The 15,461-nt window shown below is 55.7% G+C and carries 13 protein-coding genes; 10 read left to right on the forward strand and 3 right to left on the reverse strand.

Annotation, left to right across the window (positions count from 1 at the left end; genetic code table 11):
- Positions 1 to 114: 114 nt before the first annotated feature.
- The 6 genes from phoB to proY all read left to right on the forward strand — a co-directional run bounded on the left by phoB (position 115) and on the right by proY (position 7,474).
- Positions 115 to 804, forward strand: a complete 690-nt coding sequence (gene phoB, locus LQK91_RS07255; RefSeq protein ID WP_008924872.1) for a phosphate response regulator transcription factor PhoB — start codon at positions 115 to 117, stop codon at positions 802 to 804.
- A 14-nt stretch (positions 805 to 818) separates the two neighbouring features.
- On the forward strand, positions 819 to 2,132 hold the full coding sequence (gene phoR, locus LQK91_RS07260) for a phosphate regulon sensor histidine kinase PhoR (RefSeq protein WP_008924873.1): 1,314 nt from the start codon (positions 819 to 821) through the stop codon (positions 2,130 to 2,132).
- Between the two features lie 19 nt (positions 2,133 to 2,151).
- Positions 2,152 to 3,072, forward strand: a complete 921-nt coding sequence (locus LQK91_RS07265) for a PstS family phosphate ABC transporter substrate-binding protein (RefSeq protein WP_008924874.1) — start codon at positions 2,152 to 2,154, stop codon at positions 3,070 to 3,072.
- 161 nt (positions 3,073 to 3,233) lie between these two features.
- A complete protein-coding gene (locus tag LQK91_RS07270) occupies positions 3,234 to 4,340 on the forward strand; it encodes a cobalamin-independent methionine synthase II family protein (protein ID WP_078804150.1) in 1,107 nt (368 codons plus the stop codon).
- A gap of 391 nt (positions 4,341 to 4,731) precedes the next feature.
- The gene (gene brnQ, locus LQK91_RS07275) at positions 4,732 to 6,051 is read left to right on the forward strand and encodes a branched-chain amino acid transporter carrier protein BrnQ (RefSeq protein ID WP_008924876.1); all 1,320 of its coding nucleotides are present in this window, start codon (positions 4,732 to 4,734) and stop codon (positions 6,049 to 6,051) included.
- 70 nt (positions 6,052 to 6,121) lie between these two features.
- Positions 6,122 to 7,474: a proline-specific permease ProY gene (gene proY / locus LQK91_RS07280; RefSeq protein ID WP_105099442.1), complete on the forward strand. Its 1,353-nt coding sequence runs from the start codon at positions 6,122 to 6,124 to the stop codon at positions 7,472 to 7,474.
- A gap of 513 nt (positions 7,475 to 7,987) precedes the next feature.
- Here proY and LQK91_RS07285 read toward each other — a convergent pair.
- From LQK91_RS07285 to LQK91_RS07295, 3 genes are all read right to left on the reverse strand, one after another.
- The gene (locus LQK91_RS07285; protein ID WP_105099441.1) at positions 7,988 to 9,244 is read right to left on the reverse strand and encodes a histidine-type phosphatase; all 1,257 of its coding nucleotides are present in this window, start codon (positions 9,242 to 9,244) and stop codon (positions 7,988 to 7,990) included.
- Positions 9,245 to 10,057 (reverse strand): inositol monophosphatase family protein, encoded by an 813-nt coding sequence (locus LQK91_RS07290; protein ID WP_003852505.1) that lies wholly within the window; start codon positions 10,055 to 10,057, stop codon positions 9,245 to 9,247.
- Between the two features lie 207 nt (positions 10,058 to 10,264).
- Positions 10,265 to 10,846, reverse strand: coding sequence for an ACP phosphodiesterase (locus LQK91_RS07295; RefSeq protein ID WP_105099440.1), 582 nt, complete (start codon positions 10,844 to 10,846; stop codon positions 10,265 to 10,267).
- A 103-nt stretch (positions 10,847 to 10,949) separates the two neighbouring features.
- Here LQK91_RS07295 and queA point away from each other — a divergent pair, with 103 nt between their 5' ends.
- The 4 genes from queA (at position 10,950) to secD (ending at position 15,451) form a co-directional block, all read left to right on the forward strand.
- Positions 10,950 to 12,020 carry a tRNA preQ1(34) S-adenosylmethionine ribosyltransferase-isomerase QueA gene (gene queA / locus LQK91_RS07300; RefSeq protein ID WP_003852507.1) on the forward strand — a complete coding sequence of 357 codons (1,071 nt, stop codon included), beginning with the start codon at positions 10,950 to 10,952 and terminating at the stop codon, positions 12,018 to 12,020.
- Positions 12,021 to 12,097: 77 nt separating this feature from the next.
- Positions 12,098 to 13,246, forward strand: a complete 1,149-nt coding sequence (gene tgt, locus LQK91_RS07305) for a tRNA guanosine(34) transglycosylase Tgt (RefSeq protein WP_003852508.1) — start codon at positions 12,098 to 12,100, stop codon at positions 13,244 to 13,246.
- Entirely contained in the window at positions 13,246 to 13,578 is a 333-nt protein-coding gene (yajC, locus tag LQK91_RS07310; protein ID WP_003852509.1) for a preprotein translocase subunit YajC, read from the forward strand. The genes tgt and yajC overlap by 1 nt, the downstream gene beginning before the upstream one ends.
- Positions 13,579 to 13,603: 25 nt before the next feature.
- Positions 13,604 to 15,451, forward strand: a complete 1,848-nt coding sequence (secD, locus tag LQK91_RS07315; protein ID WP_071778534.1) for a protein translocase subunit SecD — start codon at positions 13,604 to 13,606, stop codon at positions 15,449 to 15,451.
- The last annotated feature ends 10 nt before the right edge of the window (positions 15,452 to 15,461 follow it).

The raw sequence follows: 15,461 nt of genomic DNA on the forward strand, positions 1-15,461 counted from the left end.
ATGATTACCAACGGCGTTACAGGCAGGTTATGTTTTTCATAAAAGTGTCACAAATCTGACGCATAATGGCGCCGCGAATCTCAGTGACAGCCGTCATAATCAGCAGGAGTAATAATGGCTAAGCGCATTTTGGTTGTGGAGGATGAAGCCCCCATCCGTGAAATGTTGTGTTTTGTTCTGGAGCAGAACGACTATCAGCCAATTGAGGCGGAAGATTATGACAGTGCCGTGGGCAGGCTGATTGAACCCTGGCCCGATCTGATTTTACTGGACTGGATGTTACCTGGTGGCAGCGGTATTCAGTTTATCAAGCATCTGAAACGCGAGGCGATGACGCGGGATATCCCGGTGATGATGCTCACCGCGCGTGGCGAAGAGGAAGATCGGGTGCGTGGCCTGGAAGTGGGCGCCGATGATTACATTACCAAGCCCTTTTCACCCAAAGAGCTGATGGCGCGAATTAAAGCGGTGATGCGCCGTATTTCACCGATGGCGGTGGAAGAGGTGATTGAGATGCAGGGACTGAGTCTGGATCCTTCTTCACATCGCGTGATGTCCGAAACCACGCCGCTGGAGATGGGCCCGACCGAATATAAGCTGCTGCACTTCTTTATGACTCACCCGGAACGCGTGTACAGCCGCGAACAGCTGCTGAACCACGTCTGGGGCACCAATGTGTATGTGGAAGATCGCACTGTTGATGTTCACATCCGCCGTTTACGTAAAGCGCTGGAAGTCTCCGGCCACGACCGCATGGTACAAACCGTCCGTGGAACAGGGTATCGTTTCTCTGCCCGCTACTAAACGGAGCCTTTACCGTGCTGGAACGCCTCTCCTGGAAGAGATTACTGACAGAACTGCTGCTGGCCTGTCTGCCTGCGGTGCTGCTGGGCCTGCTGTCTGGCGGTTTGCCCTGGTGGCTGCTGCTGAGCGTGGTCATGGTGCTGTTATGGCATTTCCACAATCTGATGCGGCTGTCGCACTGGCTGTGGCTCGACCGCACCATGACGCCACCCGCCGGGCGTGCCAGCTGGGAACCGCTGTTTTATGGTCTTTACCAGATGCAGCTGCGCAACCGGCGGCGGCGACGTGAACTCGGTAATCTGATCAAACGTTTCCGCAGCGGTGCCGAGTCGCTGCCGGATGCGGTGATCCTGACCACGGAAGAGGGCACTATTTTCTGGTGTAACGGTCTGGCGCAACAGCACCTGGGTCTGCGCTGGCCGGAAGATAATGGCCAGAACATCCTCAATCTGCTGCGTTATCCGGAGTTCTCACGCTATCTGCGCCAGCGCGATTTTGACAAGCCCCTGACGCTGGTGCTGAACAACAAACTTCACATGGAATTCCGCGTTATGCCCTACAGCGAGGGGCAGTGGCTGCTGGTGGCGCGTGATGTGACGCAGATGCATCAGCTGGAAGGGGCGCGCCGCAACTTTTTTGCCAACGTCAGCCATGAGTTACGTACGCCGCTCACGGTGCTGCAGGGCTATCTGGAGATGATGAACGACTCGGTGATGAGCGAGCCTTCGCGCAGCAAAGCGCTGCACACGATGTCTGAGCAGACGCGTCGTATGGACAGCCTGGTCAAACAGCTGCTGACGCTGTCGCGCATTGAAGCCGCGCCTGCCATCGATCTGAAAGAGAAGGTGGATGTGCCGGTCATGCTGAAGCTGCTGCAGCATGAGGCGGCGACGCTAAGTGGCGGTCGTCACGATATTCATTTCCATACCGATCCCCATCTGAAAGTGTTCGGCAACGATGAACAGCTTCGCAGTGCTATCTCCAATCTGGTTTATAACGCGGTAAATCACACGCCGGATGGCACGCGGATTGATATCAGCTGGCTGCGCGGCAAACAGGGCGCCACCTTCCGGGTTTGCGACAACGGGCCGGGTATTGCTTCAGAACATATTCCCCGTCTGACCGAGCGTTTCTACCGCGTCGATAAAGCGCGTTCACGTGCCACTGGTGGCAGCGGGCTGGGTCTGGCGATAGTGAAACATGCGCTGAGTCACCACAACGCTCGGCTCGACATCACCAGCGTGCCGCACAAAGAGACCTGTTTTACGTTTACGCTGCCCGCGAGGTTGATTGTCAGCAGCGTGATGCAGGAGAATGCCGTTCATTAATGGCTGCCGGATCTTCCTGATGCGCATTCTTCTTGTATTGATTGTTACGCTGCTACCGGGCCTGGCGCTGGCCCAGCACGGCACGCTCTCCGGCAATCTCAGCAGTGTCGGCTCAGATACGCTTGGCTATCTTATGACCCTGTGGGGCGAGGATTTTAGTCGGCAGGCGCCGGGCGTCAATGTGCAGGTTCAGGCCTCCGGTTCCTCAACCGCGCCGACCGCGCTGGCAGCAGGTGCCGCACAGCTCGGTCCGATGAGCCGCCCGATGCAGGCCGATGAGCGTCAGGCTTTTGAGGCGCGCTACGGCTATCCGCCGCTGGCGGTGCCGGTGGCAATGGATGCGCTGGTGGTGGTGGTGAATCAGCGTAACCCGCTGCAGCAGATTGAACCGCGTCAGCTCGACGCCATCTTCTCCGTTACCCGTCTGTGTGGCGCACACAGTGTGCCGCTGCGCTGGGGTGATCTCGGTTTAACCGGCGCGCAATGGAACAAACGCCCCATTCAGCGCTATGGACGTAATTCCGCCTCCGGCACCTGGGGTTTCTTCAAACAGCAGGTGCTCTGCAAAGGCGATTTCCGCAGCGACGTAGCGGAGTTTCCTGGCTCGGCCGCGGTGGTGCAGGCGGTGGCCGGTAATTCGCGCAGCATCGGCTACGCCAGTTTTGGCTTTCATCTCAGCGGCGTAAAAATGCTGGCGGTGACGAATGATCAGGGCCAGGCGATTGCCCCGGATGCCGATGCTATTCGTAGCGGCCGTTATCCCTGGGCGCGCCCACTCTATCTCTATGTTAATAAAGCACCCGGTAAACCACTGCCGCCGCTGGTGGCGGCATTTCTGCAGCAGGTTCTTTCACCACAAGGACAGCGGCGGGTCAGCGAAGCGGGCTATCTGCCGCTCTCAGACAGCCAGATGGCAGAGGCGCGCGCCGCCCTGCGTTAATCCCGGTTGAATTTTTTTCATCATCCCTGAATTTTCTTCAGTTGCAGATGCATGCCACTCATGACACTCTGTTTTCAGACATGTAGCCATCCAGATGGCTATTTATTTCAGAGAGCAATGATTTCCTGTCGTTATTACCGGCAGGAGAGACAGGAGTGATCATGCAAAGAGAAACCGCCCCGTTCCGTGCCGACACCGTTGGCAGTTTTCTGCGTCCCGCTGCGATTAAGCAGGCGCGCGAAGCGTTTGCTGCCGGAGAGATTGATGCGGCGGCCCTGCAGCAGGTCGAAGATGAGGCGATTCGCGATGTGGTAGCGAAGCAACGTGAAAATGGCCTGAAGGTGGTCACCGATGGCGAGTTTCGTCGCGGCTGGTGGCACTTCGACTTCTTCTATGGCCTGAATGGCGTTGAGCGCTATGAAGCGGAACAGGGCATCCAGTTTAATGGCGTGCAGACCAAAGCGCATGGCGTGAAAGTGGTGAGCAAACTCGGTTTCCCGGCGGATCATCCGATGCTGGCGCATTTCCGTTTCCTGCAGAGTATTGCCGGGGATGCGGTGCCAAAAATGACCATTCCCAGCCCCAGCGTTTTACACTTCCGCGGTGGCCGCAAAGTGATTGATGCAGAGGTCTATCCCGATCTGGCGGACTACTTCGAGGATCTGGCGCAGACCTACAAAGCGGCGATTCAAGCCTTTTATGATGCGGGCTGCCGCTATCTGCAGCTGGATGACACCGTCTGGGCTTATCTCTGCTCTGAAGATCAGAAGCGCGATATCCGCGAACGCGGCGACGATCCGGATCAGCTGGCACAGATTTACGCTCAGGTACTGAATAAAGCGCTGGAGGATAAGCCTGCCGATCTGACGGTGGGTCTGCATGTCTGCCGCGGGAACTTCCGCTCCACCTGGATCTCAGAGGGGGGCTACGGGCCGGTGGCAGAAATCCTGTTCGGCAGCGTCAACGTGGATGCGTTCTTCCTGGAGTATGACAATGCCCGGTCCGGCGGCTTTGAGCCACTGCGTTACATTAAACCGGGTCATCAGCAGGTGGTGCTGGGTTTAATCACCACTAAGGTGGGTGAACTGGAAGATCCGGCGCAGGTGAAAATCCGGCTGGAAGAGGCGGCGCAGTACGTCAGCCTGGATCAGATTTGCCTCAGCCCGCAATGCGGTTTTGCCTCAACTGAAGAGGGCAACAGCCTGAGTGAAGCGCAGCAGTGGCAGAAAATTCGTTTGGTGGTGGATATCGCGAATCAGGTCTGGTAGTGCTGTAACGTTGTGCAGACAGGCGCGTAAAACGCGCCTTTTGTGTATCTGAAACCCCGTTTATGCGGGGATTTCTCACGCTCTGTCTATTATTTAGGCACATCATCTTGTGTCCCAGCAGCAAAAATTAACGCTATCTACTGCCTTTGGGAAAAATGGTGGTATAACCTTCTGGTTTTCCGATCCCGTATTGCCTTTCACCGCTATAAACGTTTTACTTAGCGCCGTTGTCGATCCATCCCTCTGTGAACAGAATAAAAGCAGCTTAAATCACCTGCGCTTTACCCTGCGACGAGCATAATGCGCTGACATTGTCAGCCAGATCGCGGTTTACACGCAGCGAGGGGACAACACTAACCCAACTTCCACCGCAACATCAGTGACAGGCCGTATGACACATCGTTTAACTTCGAAGGACATTCTCGCGCTGGGCTTTATGACATTCGCCCTGTTTGTTGGCGCGGGCAACATCATTTTCCCGCCAATGGTCGGTATTCAGTCTGGTGAACACGTCTGGACCGCCGCAATTGGTTTTCTGATTACCGCAGTCGGGTTACCGGTGATGACCGTGATCGCGCTGGCTCGCGTCGGCGGCGGCGTGGATGCACTCAGCACTCCGATTGGCAAGGTTGCGGGCATTGTGCTGGCTACCGTGTGCTATCTGGCTGTTGGGCCGCTGTTTGCCACCCCGCGTACGGCAACGGTTTCATTTGAGATGGGTATTGCGCCGCTGACCGGCGATGGTGCGCTGCCCCTGTTTATCTACAGCCTGATCTACTTCGCGCTGGTGATTGGTGTATCGCTTTATCCGGGCAAACTGCTCGACACTGTAGGTCACTTCCTTGCGCCCTTGAAAATTATCGCGCTGACCGTGCTGGGCGTGGCTGCACTGGTGTGGCCGGCGGGTGGCACCATTCCCGCGACCGTTGATTATCAGCATGCGGCGTTCTCAAGCGGTTTCGTTAACGGCTATCTGACGATGGATACGCTGGGCGCGCTGGTTTTTGGCATCGTGATTGTCAACGCCGCCCGTTCGCGTGGCGTCGACAATGCCGCGCTGCTGACGCGCTATACCGTGCTGGCAGGCCTGATCGCGGGTCTGGGCCTGACGCTGGTCTACCTTTGCCTGTTTAAGCTGGGCGCGGGCAGCGGTGCGCTGGTTGATCAAAACGCCAACGGCGCAGCGATTCTGCATGCGTATGTTCAGCACACCTTTGGCAATATGGGCAGTCTCTTCCTGGCCGCACTGATTTTTGTTGCCTGCATGGTGACCGCCGTTGGCCTGACCTGTGCCTGTGCGGAATTTTTTGCGCAATACCTGCCGTTATCGTATAAAACGCTGGTGTTTATTCTGGGTCTGTTCTCGATGGTGGTGTCGAACCTCGGCCTGAGCCACCTGATTCAGATCTCCATCCCGGTACTCACGGCGATTTACCCGCCTTGTATCGTGCTGGTTGTACTGAGTTTCACCCTTAACTGGTGGAACAAGAGCAGCCGGATTATCGCGCCAGCGATGCTGGTAAGCCTGCTGTTTGGCATTGTTGATGCGATTAAAACCACCGGGTTTAAAGATTTGCTGCCCGCTTTCAGTCAGCATCTGCCGCTGGCCGATCAGGGTCTCGCCTGGTTGCCGCCGTCGCTGGTGATGCTGCTGATTGCCGCTGTTGTTGATCGGGTGAAGGGGCCGGAACAGGTTGCCGTTCACTCGTAACAGAACGCACTGATTTTTCTTTAACCACGGGCCTGCCCGTGGTTTTTTCATTTCACAGGTACAGGTTGTTATGCAAGAAACCAACAAGCTCAAACGCGGACTGAGCACGCGCCACATCCGTTTTATGGCGCTGGGATCGGCGATTGGCACCGGGCTGTTTTACGGTTCCGCCGACGCGATAAAAATGGCCGGCCCGAGCGTGCTGCTCGCCTATATCATCGGTGGGGCCGTGGCTTACATCATCATGCGTGCGCTGGGTGAGATGTCCGTTAATAATCCTCAGGCCAGTTCCTTTTCACGCTATGCGCAGGACTATCTTGGGCCGATGGCGGGTTACATTACCGGCTGGACCTACTGTTTTGAGATCCTGATTGTCGCGATTGCAGATGTCACCGCGTTCGGCATCTATATGGGCGTCTGGTTCCCCGAGGTGCCGCACTGGATTTGGGTGCTGAGCGTGGTGCTGATCATCGGTGCCGTCAATCTGATGAGCGTGAAAGTGTTCGGTGAAGTGGAGTTCTGGTTCTCCTTCTTCAAAGTCGCCACCATCATTGTGATGATTCTGGCCGGTTTCGGCATGATCATCTGGGGGATTGGCAACGGCGGCCAGCCGACCGGCATCCATAATTTATGGACCAATGGCGGCTTCTTCGCGCACGGCGTGGTCGGCATGCTGCTGTCGCTGCAGATGGTGATGTTCGCCTACGGCGGCATTGAGATCATCGGGATTACGGCGGGTGAAGCGAAAGATCCGGAGAAGTCGATTCCGCGTGCGATTAACTCAGTGCCGTGGCGCATTCTGGTGTTCTATGTCGGTACGCTGTTTGTGATTATGTCCATCTACCCATGGAATCAGGTAGGCACGTCGGGCAGCCCGTTTGTGCTGACATTCCAGCATCTTGGCATCGCCGCCGCCGCCTCTATCCTCAATTTTGTGGTGCTGACCGCGTCACTCTCGGCGATTAACAGCGATGTGTTTGGTGTGGGTCGCATGCTGCACGGAATGGCGCAGCAAGGCCATGCGCCTAAAGTCTTTATGAAGGTCTCTTCACGCGGGATTCCGTGGGTGACGGTTGTCGTGATGATGTTTGCCATGCTGATTGCGGTCTATCTCAACTACCTGATGCCCGAAAAAGTCTTCCTGGTGATCGCGTCGCTGGCGACCTTTGCAACTGTATGGGTCTGGATCATGATTCTGCTGTCGCAGATCGCGTTCCGTCGCAATATTGGCAAAGAGGCGGCCAGTAAGCTGAAGTTTGCACTGCCAGGTGGCAGCTGGACGGCGGGTGTCGGCGTTGCCTTCCTCTGCTTTATCATCGGGCTGATTGGATATTTCCCCGATACCCGTATTTCACTCTATGTGGGTATGGTGTGGATAGTGGTATTGCTGCTGGGTTATAAGCTGGTGCGTAAAACCCGCTAATACTCTGTTCTGCTCTCCCGATTTATGGGGGAGCAGAACACGCTATTTCCCCTCTCAAATTTTCCCCGCATCTGATTATTTATGTGATCCCCGCCACAACACGAACTCCTTTTATTCGGCACTTATTGTGTATCAGCGAAATAAGGTCATGCATCACATTATTTCAGCAAATAGTTCCGGGAATGATTATTTCAAAGAGCAGTGAATATCACGGAGGATGCAAACCGGGGACAGGGACGCAAGAGAGCCTGAGCAGGAGAGGGTGCAGCTAATCGGGCACGAAGGGTAATAAAGGCAGAAATAAAAAACGGCGAAACCAGTCGCCGAAATACTCAAGGATTACAGGAAAATAGTTAATAAAGGGATGATTGACGTAACTATCGTAAAACAAAACGGGTAGCGCTGATAGTCAGTCGTTTTAAATAAGAATAGGTCGGAGTGGCGTTAATTAACCGTGGTTAACATTATTAAGGCCGCATTGAGACTGCAGCCTTAATTTCATTAGCCACAGACTCAGGGCAATATAACCGAAACCGGCATCACAGCGCTGTTATCCAGGTTTTTCCGCAGCTGAGTCAGCGTGGATTGATAAGGGCAGAGCACGCCGACATGGGTAACTCTGCAGTCTGACTGATGCCATTCCTGATGTAATAACGGATGTTTATCATCAATTGGTTGCAGCTGTCGGATACCATCCAGACTCTGCGCCTGAAAATAGAGTCGCAAAAAACATTTGCCACTGTGAGTGTCGCGCCAGCGCTCCAGCACCAGACTGCTGCCCGGCGGAATGTTGCCGCGTGAATAGCCGGGTAACTGCCAGCTAAAGTCCATCAGAGTGCGCACCATTGCGATGTTGGTGTCATGCGCCACCAGAATCAGCCAGCGGGTTGGCGAGCTGTCAGACGCAATTTCTGACAGCAGGGCGTTAAGCAGTATTGAGCCACGGTGCTGAGCCAGATAAAGGATATCGTTGCTCAGATCGTAGTTTGCCGTCAGCAATGGAAGCAGCGAGGTGATCTGCGCGGCCGAGGTGATGTGTCCCCAGGCGAGCTGATCAAACGGCAGGTTTTCGCTGTAACCCAGTCGCAGCGTCTCCACCATGCTCGCCATCACACTCAGCCCGTAAACGTAAGTATTGCCGTTGCGCGTCTGCCGAAACGCCCAGGGCGCATCAAACAACGGGCAATCTGTTGCGGGCGGGCAGACGGCAGCTTTCAGTTGCTGAATCGCCGGCTGCAGCTGCTGTTGCAGCCGGGCCAGATCGGCTGCTTTCTGCTGTTTCGCGGCGAGCTCCTGAGCGGGATCGGTCCGGGTGATGGTCAGCTTTTCGCTCTGAAACAGGGGATCGGCATCGCCTGCTACGTGATGCACGGGCACGCCGCAGCCGGGAAATGCGCCGTCCGTCAGCGCCGCGGCGGTGGCGCGGGTGCGCTGAAGCGGACTGGCGCGAACGTAGACCTCAGCCGCGTCAGGACAGCCCGTGCTCAGCAGCCCGAGCTGACGATAGCGATCGCCTTCCCAGCGTCCTTTATTCACCACAGCGCTGTAGCCATGGCCGGTCAGCTCACCATCGGCAGTGGTCCACTGCGTCCAGGGTTGCTGGCTGGCGGCTTCGATCTCTTTGCGATTGCCGGGCGTGGGCGGACGAACACCGTGACGGCTCAGTTCGACTACTTTCTCCAGCTGGTAATCCGCCGCCTGTGACGCCGGGCTTAGCAGCCAGAGAGAACTGAGGATCAGCGCGCAGCGGTACAGGGCAGGCATCGTCATTTATTCCTCCAGCGCCAGATTGCCGGTCAGCGCTTTTATTTTCGGGTAAAGGGCTGCATTGGACAGCAACACCGGGTTGCCGTTTTTCATTCCGTCATTACGCAGGTAATCATTGGTGACACCGCCTGCTTCACGCATCAGGACGATGCCCGGCAGACTGTCCCAGGGATGCATATGCGCTTCATAGTAGCCAATCAGCCGCCCGGCGGCCGCCCAGGCGCTGGTAAGCGCACCAGAACCGATACGAATAAACATGCCACCCTGTTCTGTTAAGCCGCGAATCAACCGCGAGGTACTTTCACCCGGTGTGCGGCTGGAGTTGCTGATGCCGAGTAACCCCTCGTTGAGATGCTGCGCGTCATGGGCCTGCAGACGGCTCTCATTAACCCACGCGCCCTGGCCCGCTCGTGCATGAAACAGCTCCTGATGGTTAGGATCGCAGACCACGCCGATCACCGGTTCGCCCTCACAGACGACGGCCAGCGAGACGCACCAGTTAGGCAGGCCATTGACGAAGCAGGCGGTGCCATCGATCGGATCAACGACCCAGATAAAAGGCGCGCCCTGGACCTCGCCGCCGCTCTCTTCGCCATAGACGGCATCCTCAGGAAAACGCTCGGCAATTAACGACTTAATTAATGCCTCAACGTTACGATCAGCCTCGCTGACCACATCCTGCAAATCCCTTTTGTGTTCCACTACCAATGTCTGACGCTGTTGATACCATGACAAAGCCCGGCTGCCCGCAGCACGGGCAATGTCGCAGGCGTAACGATAACGCGCGTCTATTTCAGAATGCGAAGCGGATGACATCTTTTCCTCTTATGATTTTTTTGCCATAACGAACGGAAGGTGCGCCTGAGCAGGCGGTCTGGCTGTAATGTTTTCTTAGCTATTGTTAAGAAAGGCTTCATTAAGCCGCAGATAAGCAGCAATGGCAAGATGGCGGGAAGTCAGGAAAGCGGCTTTTTATTCAGACGAAAGCTGGCATCCGCCAGCCCGGCAGCAGAGGATCGGGTTTTACAGGGTTCTGCTGGTCGCCAGCGCCATTAAACGCGGATAAAAAATAAAAAACAGCGCTTCCAGCTGATCATAATGTTCGGTGAAATCATGGTAGGAGTCGCGCAGTGCCGCCAGGCGTGGACGGCGGCTGGCCATGCCGTGCAGCACCCGCTCAAGCCGTGCAGGCTGGGCATAATGCTCAAACCAGCGCTCACGCCACATCACAGCATTGAGTTCCTGAAATTCAGTGGGGGTATCTGGCAGTTGCGGCAGGATTTCGCGCTCGGCGGCGGCAGAAAACTGCACCAGCGTCTGCTCGGGTGTGAAACGCTGCCAGTGACGCGCCAAAAAATGGTCCCAGATGACATCCAGTGTGATGGGTGCCACGCGATACGTTTCCGCACGGAACAGCTGACGGGCGCTGCGCACTTCCGGCAGCCCATCGGTCATCACATCCAGACGACGATGCATCAGAATGCCGTCTGCAACAGGTGCAGACCAGTGCTGGTGCGGGTTGCCACGCACAAAGTCGGCCATTAAATTGCCGAGTAAGGAGCTGTTGGCCAGCTTAGCCAGATGGAGATGCGCAAGAAAGTTCATGCCGCATTATAGGCTGAACTGCCTTAGCGCAGCCAGTTGTTCAGAATTGGTCGTTTTTCCGCTAAACTGTGCCGCCTGTTTTTGCCTGAGAAAGAACATTTCAATGCGTGTCGCTGATTTTGCTTTTGAACTGCCCGAATCCCTGATTGCTCACTATCCCCAGGCGCAGCGCAGTGGCTGTCGCCTGCTGTCGCTCGATGGCCCCAGCGGGGCCTTGTCGCACGGTGTTTTCACCGACGTGCTGGATAAGCTGAATCCAGGCGATCTGCTGGTGTTCAACAACACCCGCGTGATTCCGGCGCGCGTCTTTGGCCGTAAAGCCAGCGGTGGCAAAATCGAAATGCTGGTAGAGCGGATGCTCGACGATAAGCGCGTACTGGCACATGTGCGCGCCTCGAAAGCACCAAAGCCGGGCGCAGAACTGCTTCTGGGTGAAGATGAGAGCGTGAAAGCGACGATGGTGGCACGCCACGATGCGCTATTTGAGATTGTCTTTGATGATGAGCGCGCGGTGCTCGACATTCTCAACAGCGTCGGCCATATGCCGCTGCCGCCCTATATTGACCGTCCGGATGAAGAGGCGGATCGCGAGCTTTATCAGACGGTTTACAGCGCCCGTCCGGGTGCCGTCGCGGCCCCGACCGCCGGTCTGCATTTCGATGAACCGCTGCTTCAGGCGCTGAAAGAGAAGGGCGTTGAAATGGCGTTTGTGACGCTGCATGTTGGGGCGGGGACTTTCCAGCCGGTGCGTGTCGAGACCATCGAAGAGCATCACATGCACGCAGAATATGCCGAAGTGCCGCAGGAAGTTGTTGACGCGGTGCTGGCCTGTAAAGCGCGCGGCAATAAGGTGGTCGCCGTCGGCACCACCTCCGTCCGTTCGCTGGAGAGCGCCGCCAAAGCGAGTCAGGATGCTCTGATTGCGCCGTTCTTCGACGATACCCAGATTTTCATCTATCCGGGCTATGAGTATCAGGTGATCGATGCGCTGATCACCAACTTCCATTTGCCCGAATCGACGCTGATTATGCTGGTCTCGGCATTCGCCGGTTATCAGCACACCATGGCGGCGTATCACGCAGCCGTGGCTGAGCAATATCGTTTCTTCAGTTATGGTGACGCGATGTTTATCAGCAAAAATCCGCAGGCGCCGCTGGAAAAAGTGGGCGACTGATTTATTAACCGATAGCCGGAACCGCCTTAATAGCGTGAAGGTTGTATACATTGGACTGTTTCTCCAATGGGGGCTTTGTGAAATTTGAACTTGATACTACAGACGGGCGCGCACGCCGTGGCCGTCTGATTTTTGATCGCGGTGTGGTGGAAACCCCTGCGTTTATGCCTGTCGGCACCTATGGCACCGTGAAAGGCATGACGCCGGAAGAAGTGCAGGAGACTGGCGCACAGATCATTCTGGGCAATACCTTCCACCTCTGGCTGCGTCCGGGCCAGGAGATCATGAAACTGCATGGCGATCTGCATGATTTTATGCAGTGGAAAGGGCCGATTCTGACCGACTCCGGCGGCTTCCAGGTCTTCAGCCTGGGTGACATCCGCAAAATCACCGAAGCGGGCGTTCACTTCCGTAACCCGATCAATGGCGACCCGATCTTCCTCGATCCGGAAAAATCGATGGAGATTCAGTATGACCTCGGTTCCGACATCGTCATGATCTTCGATGAATGTACGCCCTATCCGGCGGACTGGGACTATGCCAAACGCTCCATGGAGATGTCGCTGCGCTGGGCGCGACGCAGCCGTGATCGTTTCGACAGCCTGGGGAATAAAAATGCGTTGTTTGGCATTATCCAGGGCTCGGTTTACGAAGATTTACGAGATGTCTCGGTGAAAGGTCTGGTAGAGATTGGCTTTGATGGGTACGCTGTGGGCGGCCTGGCGGTGGGTGAGCCCAAGCAGGACATGCACCGTATTCTTGAGCACGTCTGTCCGCAGCTTCCGCAGGATAAACCACGTTATCTGATGGGTGTCGGCAAGCCAGAAGATCTGGTTGAAGGCGTCCGTCGCGGCGTCGATATGTTTGACTGCGTGATGCCTACCCGTAATGCCCGAAATGGTCACCTGTTTGTGACTGAGGGTGTGGTGAAAATCCGCAACGCCCGATACAAAGATGACACTGCGCCGCTGGATGCGGAGTGTGATTGTTACACCTGTCGCAATTATAGCCGCGCCTACTTGTATCATCTCGACCGTTGTAACGAAATACTGGGCGCGCGTCTGAACACTATCCACAATTTGCGCTATTACCAGCGTCTGATGGCAGGTTTACGCCAGGCCATTGAAGAGGGTAAATTAGAACACTTTGTAACTGAGTTTTACCAACGGACGGGCAAAGAAGTTCCGCCATTAACGTCTGATAATTCATCAATGAGGGAAATTTAATGAGCTTATTCATTTCTGACGCCGTGGCTGCAGCTGGCGCACCGTCTCAGGGAAGTCCGTATTCTCTGGTGATCATGCTGGTGGTGTTTGGTCTGATTTTCTACTTCATGATCCTGCGTCCGCAGCAGAAACGTGCGAAAGAGCACAAGAAGCTGATGGATTCCATCTCTAAGGGTGATGAAGTGCTGACCAGCGGTGGCCTGGTAGGCCGCGTAACGAAAGTCTCTGACACGGGATACGTCGCTATCGCGCTGAATGACACCAATGAAGTCGTCGTTAAACGTGATTTCGTCGCTGCCGTGCTGCCTAAAGGCACTATCAAGGCGCTGTAATTCTTTCTTCCCTAAGGGAACTGCCGTGTTAAATCGTTATCCTTTGTGGAAGTATGTGATGCTGGTCGTCGTGATTCTCGTCGGCCTGCTCTATGCGCTTCCCAACCTGTATGGTGAGGATCCGGCCGTTCAAATCACTGGTGCGCGCGGAAGCGCCGCCAGTGAGCAGACGTTGGATCAAATTCAGTCCGCATTAAAACAAGACAATATCCAGAGCAAATCTGTTGCGCTGGAAAATGGTGCGATTACCGCGCGCTTCAACAATACGGATGTGCAGTTACGCGCCCGTGAAGCCATCATGAAAGCGCTGGGTGAGAACTACGTTGTCGCGCTGAACCTTGCGCCAGCCACGCCGCGCTGGCTGAGCATGCTGTCAGCAGAGCCGATGAAACTCGGTCTCGACCTGCGTGGTGGTGTGCACTTCCTGATGGAAGTGGACATGGACACCGCGCTCAGCAAGCTGCAGGAGCAGAATGCTGACACGCTGCGTAGCGATCTGCGCACCAAAAATATCCCTTATACCACCGTCAACAAAATCGCGAACTACGGCGTGGAAATTCGTTTCCGTGACGCTGCCAGTCGTGATGCGGCGATCTCCTGGCTCTCATCGCGTCATCAGGATCTGGTGATCAACAGCAGCGGCAGCGATGCGCTGCGTGCCACCATGAGCGATGCCCGTCTCAGCGAAGCGCGTGAATATGCGGTTCAGCAGAACATTACGATTCTGCGTAACCGTGTAAACCAGCTTGGCGTGGCGGAACCACTGGTTCAGCGTCAGGGCTCCGATCGCATCGTGGTTGAGCTGCCGGGTATTCAGGATACGGCGCGTGCCAAAGAGATTCTGGGCGCAACCGCGACGCTGGAATTCCGTCTGGTGAACACCAGCGTAGATCCTACTGCGGCGGCCAGTGGCCGTGTTCCGGGTGACTCAGAAGTTAAAGACATGCGTGATGGCCAGCCGGTCGTGCTCTACAAGCGGGTGATCCTGACCGGTGACCACATCACCGACTCGACGTCCAGCATGGATGAGTACAACCAGCCACAGGTGAACATTTCACTTGATAGCGCAGGCGGTAACATCATGTCCAACTTCACCAAGGACAACATCGGCAAGCCGATGGCGACCCTGTTTGTGGAGTATAAGGACAGCGGTAAAAAAGATGCTAACGGCCGTTCAATTCTGGTGAAACAGGAAGAGGTGATTAACGTCGCTAATATCCAGTCTCGCCTGGGGAACAGCTTCCGCATCACCGGTATCAACAACCCGAACGAAGCGCGTCAGCTGTCGCTGCTGCTGCGTGCCGGTGCGTTGATTGCGCCCATCCAGATTGTGGAAGAGCGTACGATCGGGCCGACCATGGGTCAGCAAAACATTACTCAGGGTCTGGAAGCCTGCCTGTGGGGTCTGCTCGCCTCGATCCTGTTTATGGTGGTGTTCTACAAGAAGTTTGGTCTGATTGCGACGAGTGCGCTGCTGGTTAACCTGGTGCTGATTGTCGGCGTCATGTCCCTGCTGCCTGGTGCGACCCTGACCATGCCGGGTATTGCCGGTATCGTGTTAACACTGGCGGTAGCAGTCGATGCTAACGTACTGATTAACGAACGTATTAAAGAAGAGCTGCGTAACGGGCGCTCGGTTCAGCAGGCAATTCATGAGGGCTACAAAGGCGCCTTCTCCAGTATTGTCGATGCGAACGTGACCACCCTGATCAAAGTTATCATTCTTTACGCGGTCGGCACCGGTTCGATCAAAGGCTTTGCTATTACCACCGCAATTGGTATCGCGACCTCAATGTTCACCGCGATTATCGGTACCCGTGCCATTGTTAACCTGGTTTACGGTGGCAAACGCATCAACAAGCTGTCTATCTGAGGAGTGCGTT

It is taken from the genome of Pantoea sp. MHSD4, from assembly GCF_021043305.1.
GTDB classification, from domain to species: domain Bacteria; phylum Pseudomonadota; class Gammaproteobacteria; order Enterobacterales; family Enterobacteriaceae; genus Pantoea; species Pantoea eucalypti.

Excerpts from the sequence above, each read along its gene's own strand:
- phoB (WP_008924872.1), top strand. The coding sequence starts at position 115 with ATGGCTAAGCGCATTTTGGTTGTGGAGGATGAAGCCCCCATCCGTGAA.
- proY (WP_105099442.1), top strand. The coding sequence starts at position 6,122 with ATGCAAGAAACCAACAAGCTCAAACGCGGACTGAGCACGCGCCACATC.
- LQK91_RS07270 (WP_078804150.1), top strand. The coding sequence starts at position 3,234 with ATGCAAAGAGAAACCGCCCCGTTCCGTGCCGACACCGTTGGCAGTTTT.
- yajC (WP_003852509.1), top strand. The coding sequence starts at position 13,246 with ATGAGCTTATTCATTTCTGACGCCGTGGCTGCAGCTGGCGCACCGTCT.
- LQK91_RS07265 (WP_008924874.1), top strand. The coding sequence starts at position 2,152 with ATGCGCATTCTTCTTGTATTGATTGTTACGCTGCTACCGGGCCTGGCG.
- brnQ (WP_008924876.1), top strand. The coding sequence starts at position 4,732 with ATGACACATCGTTTAACTTCGAAGGACATTCTCGCGCTGGGCTTTATG.
- queA (WP_003852507.1), top strand. The coding sequence starts at position 10,950 with ATGCGTGTCGCTGATTTTGCTTTTGAACTGCCCGAATCCCTGATTGCT.
- LQK91_RS07295 (WP_105099440.1), bottom strand. The coding sequence starts at position 10,846 with ATGAACTTTCTTGCGCATCTCCATCTGGCTAAGCTGGCCAACAGCTCC.
- LQK91_RS07290 (WP_003852505.1), bottom strand. The coding sequence starts at position 10,057 with ATGTCATCCGCTTCGCATTCTGAAATAGACGCGCGTTATCGTTACGCC.
- LQK91_RS07285 (WP_105099441.1), bottom strand. The coding sequence starts at position 9,244 with ATGACGATGCCTGCCCTGTACCGCTGCGCGCTGATCCTCAGTTCTCTC.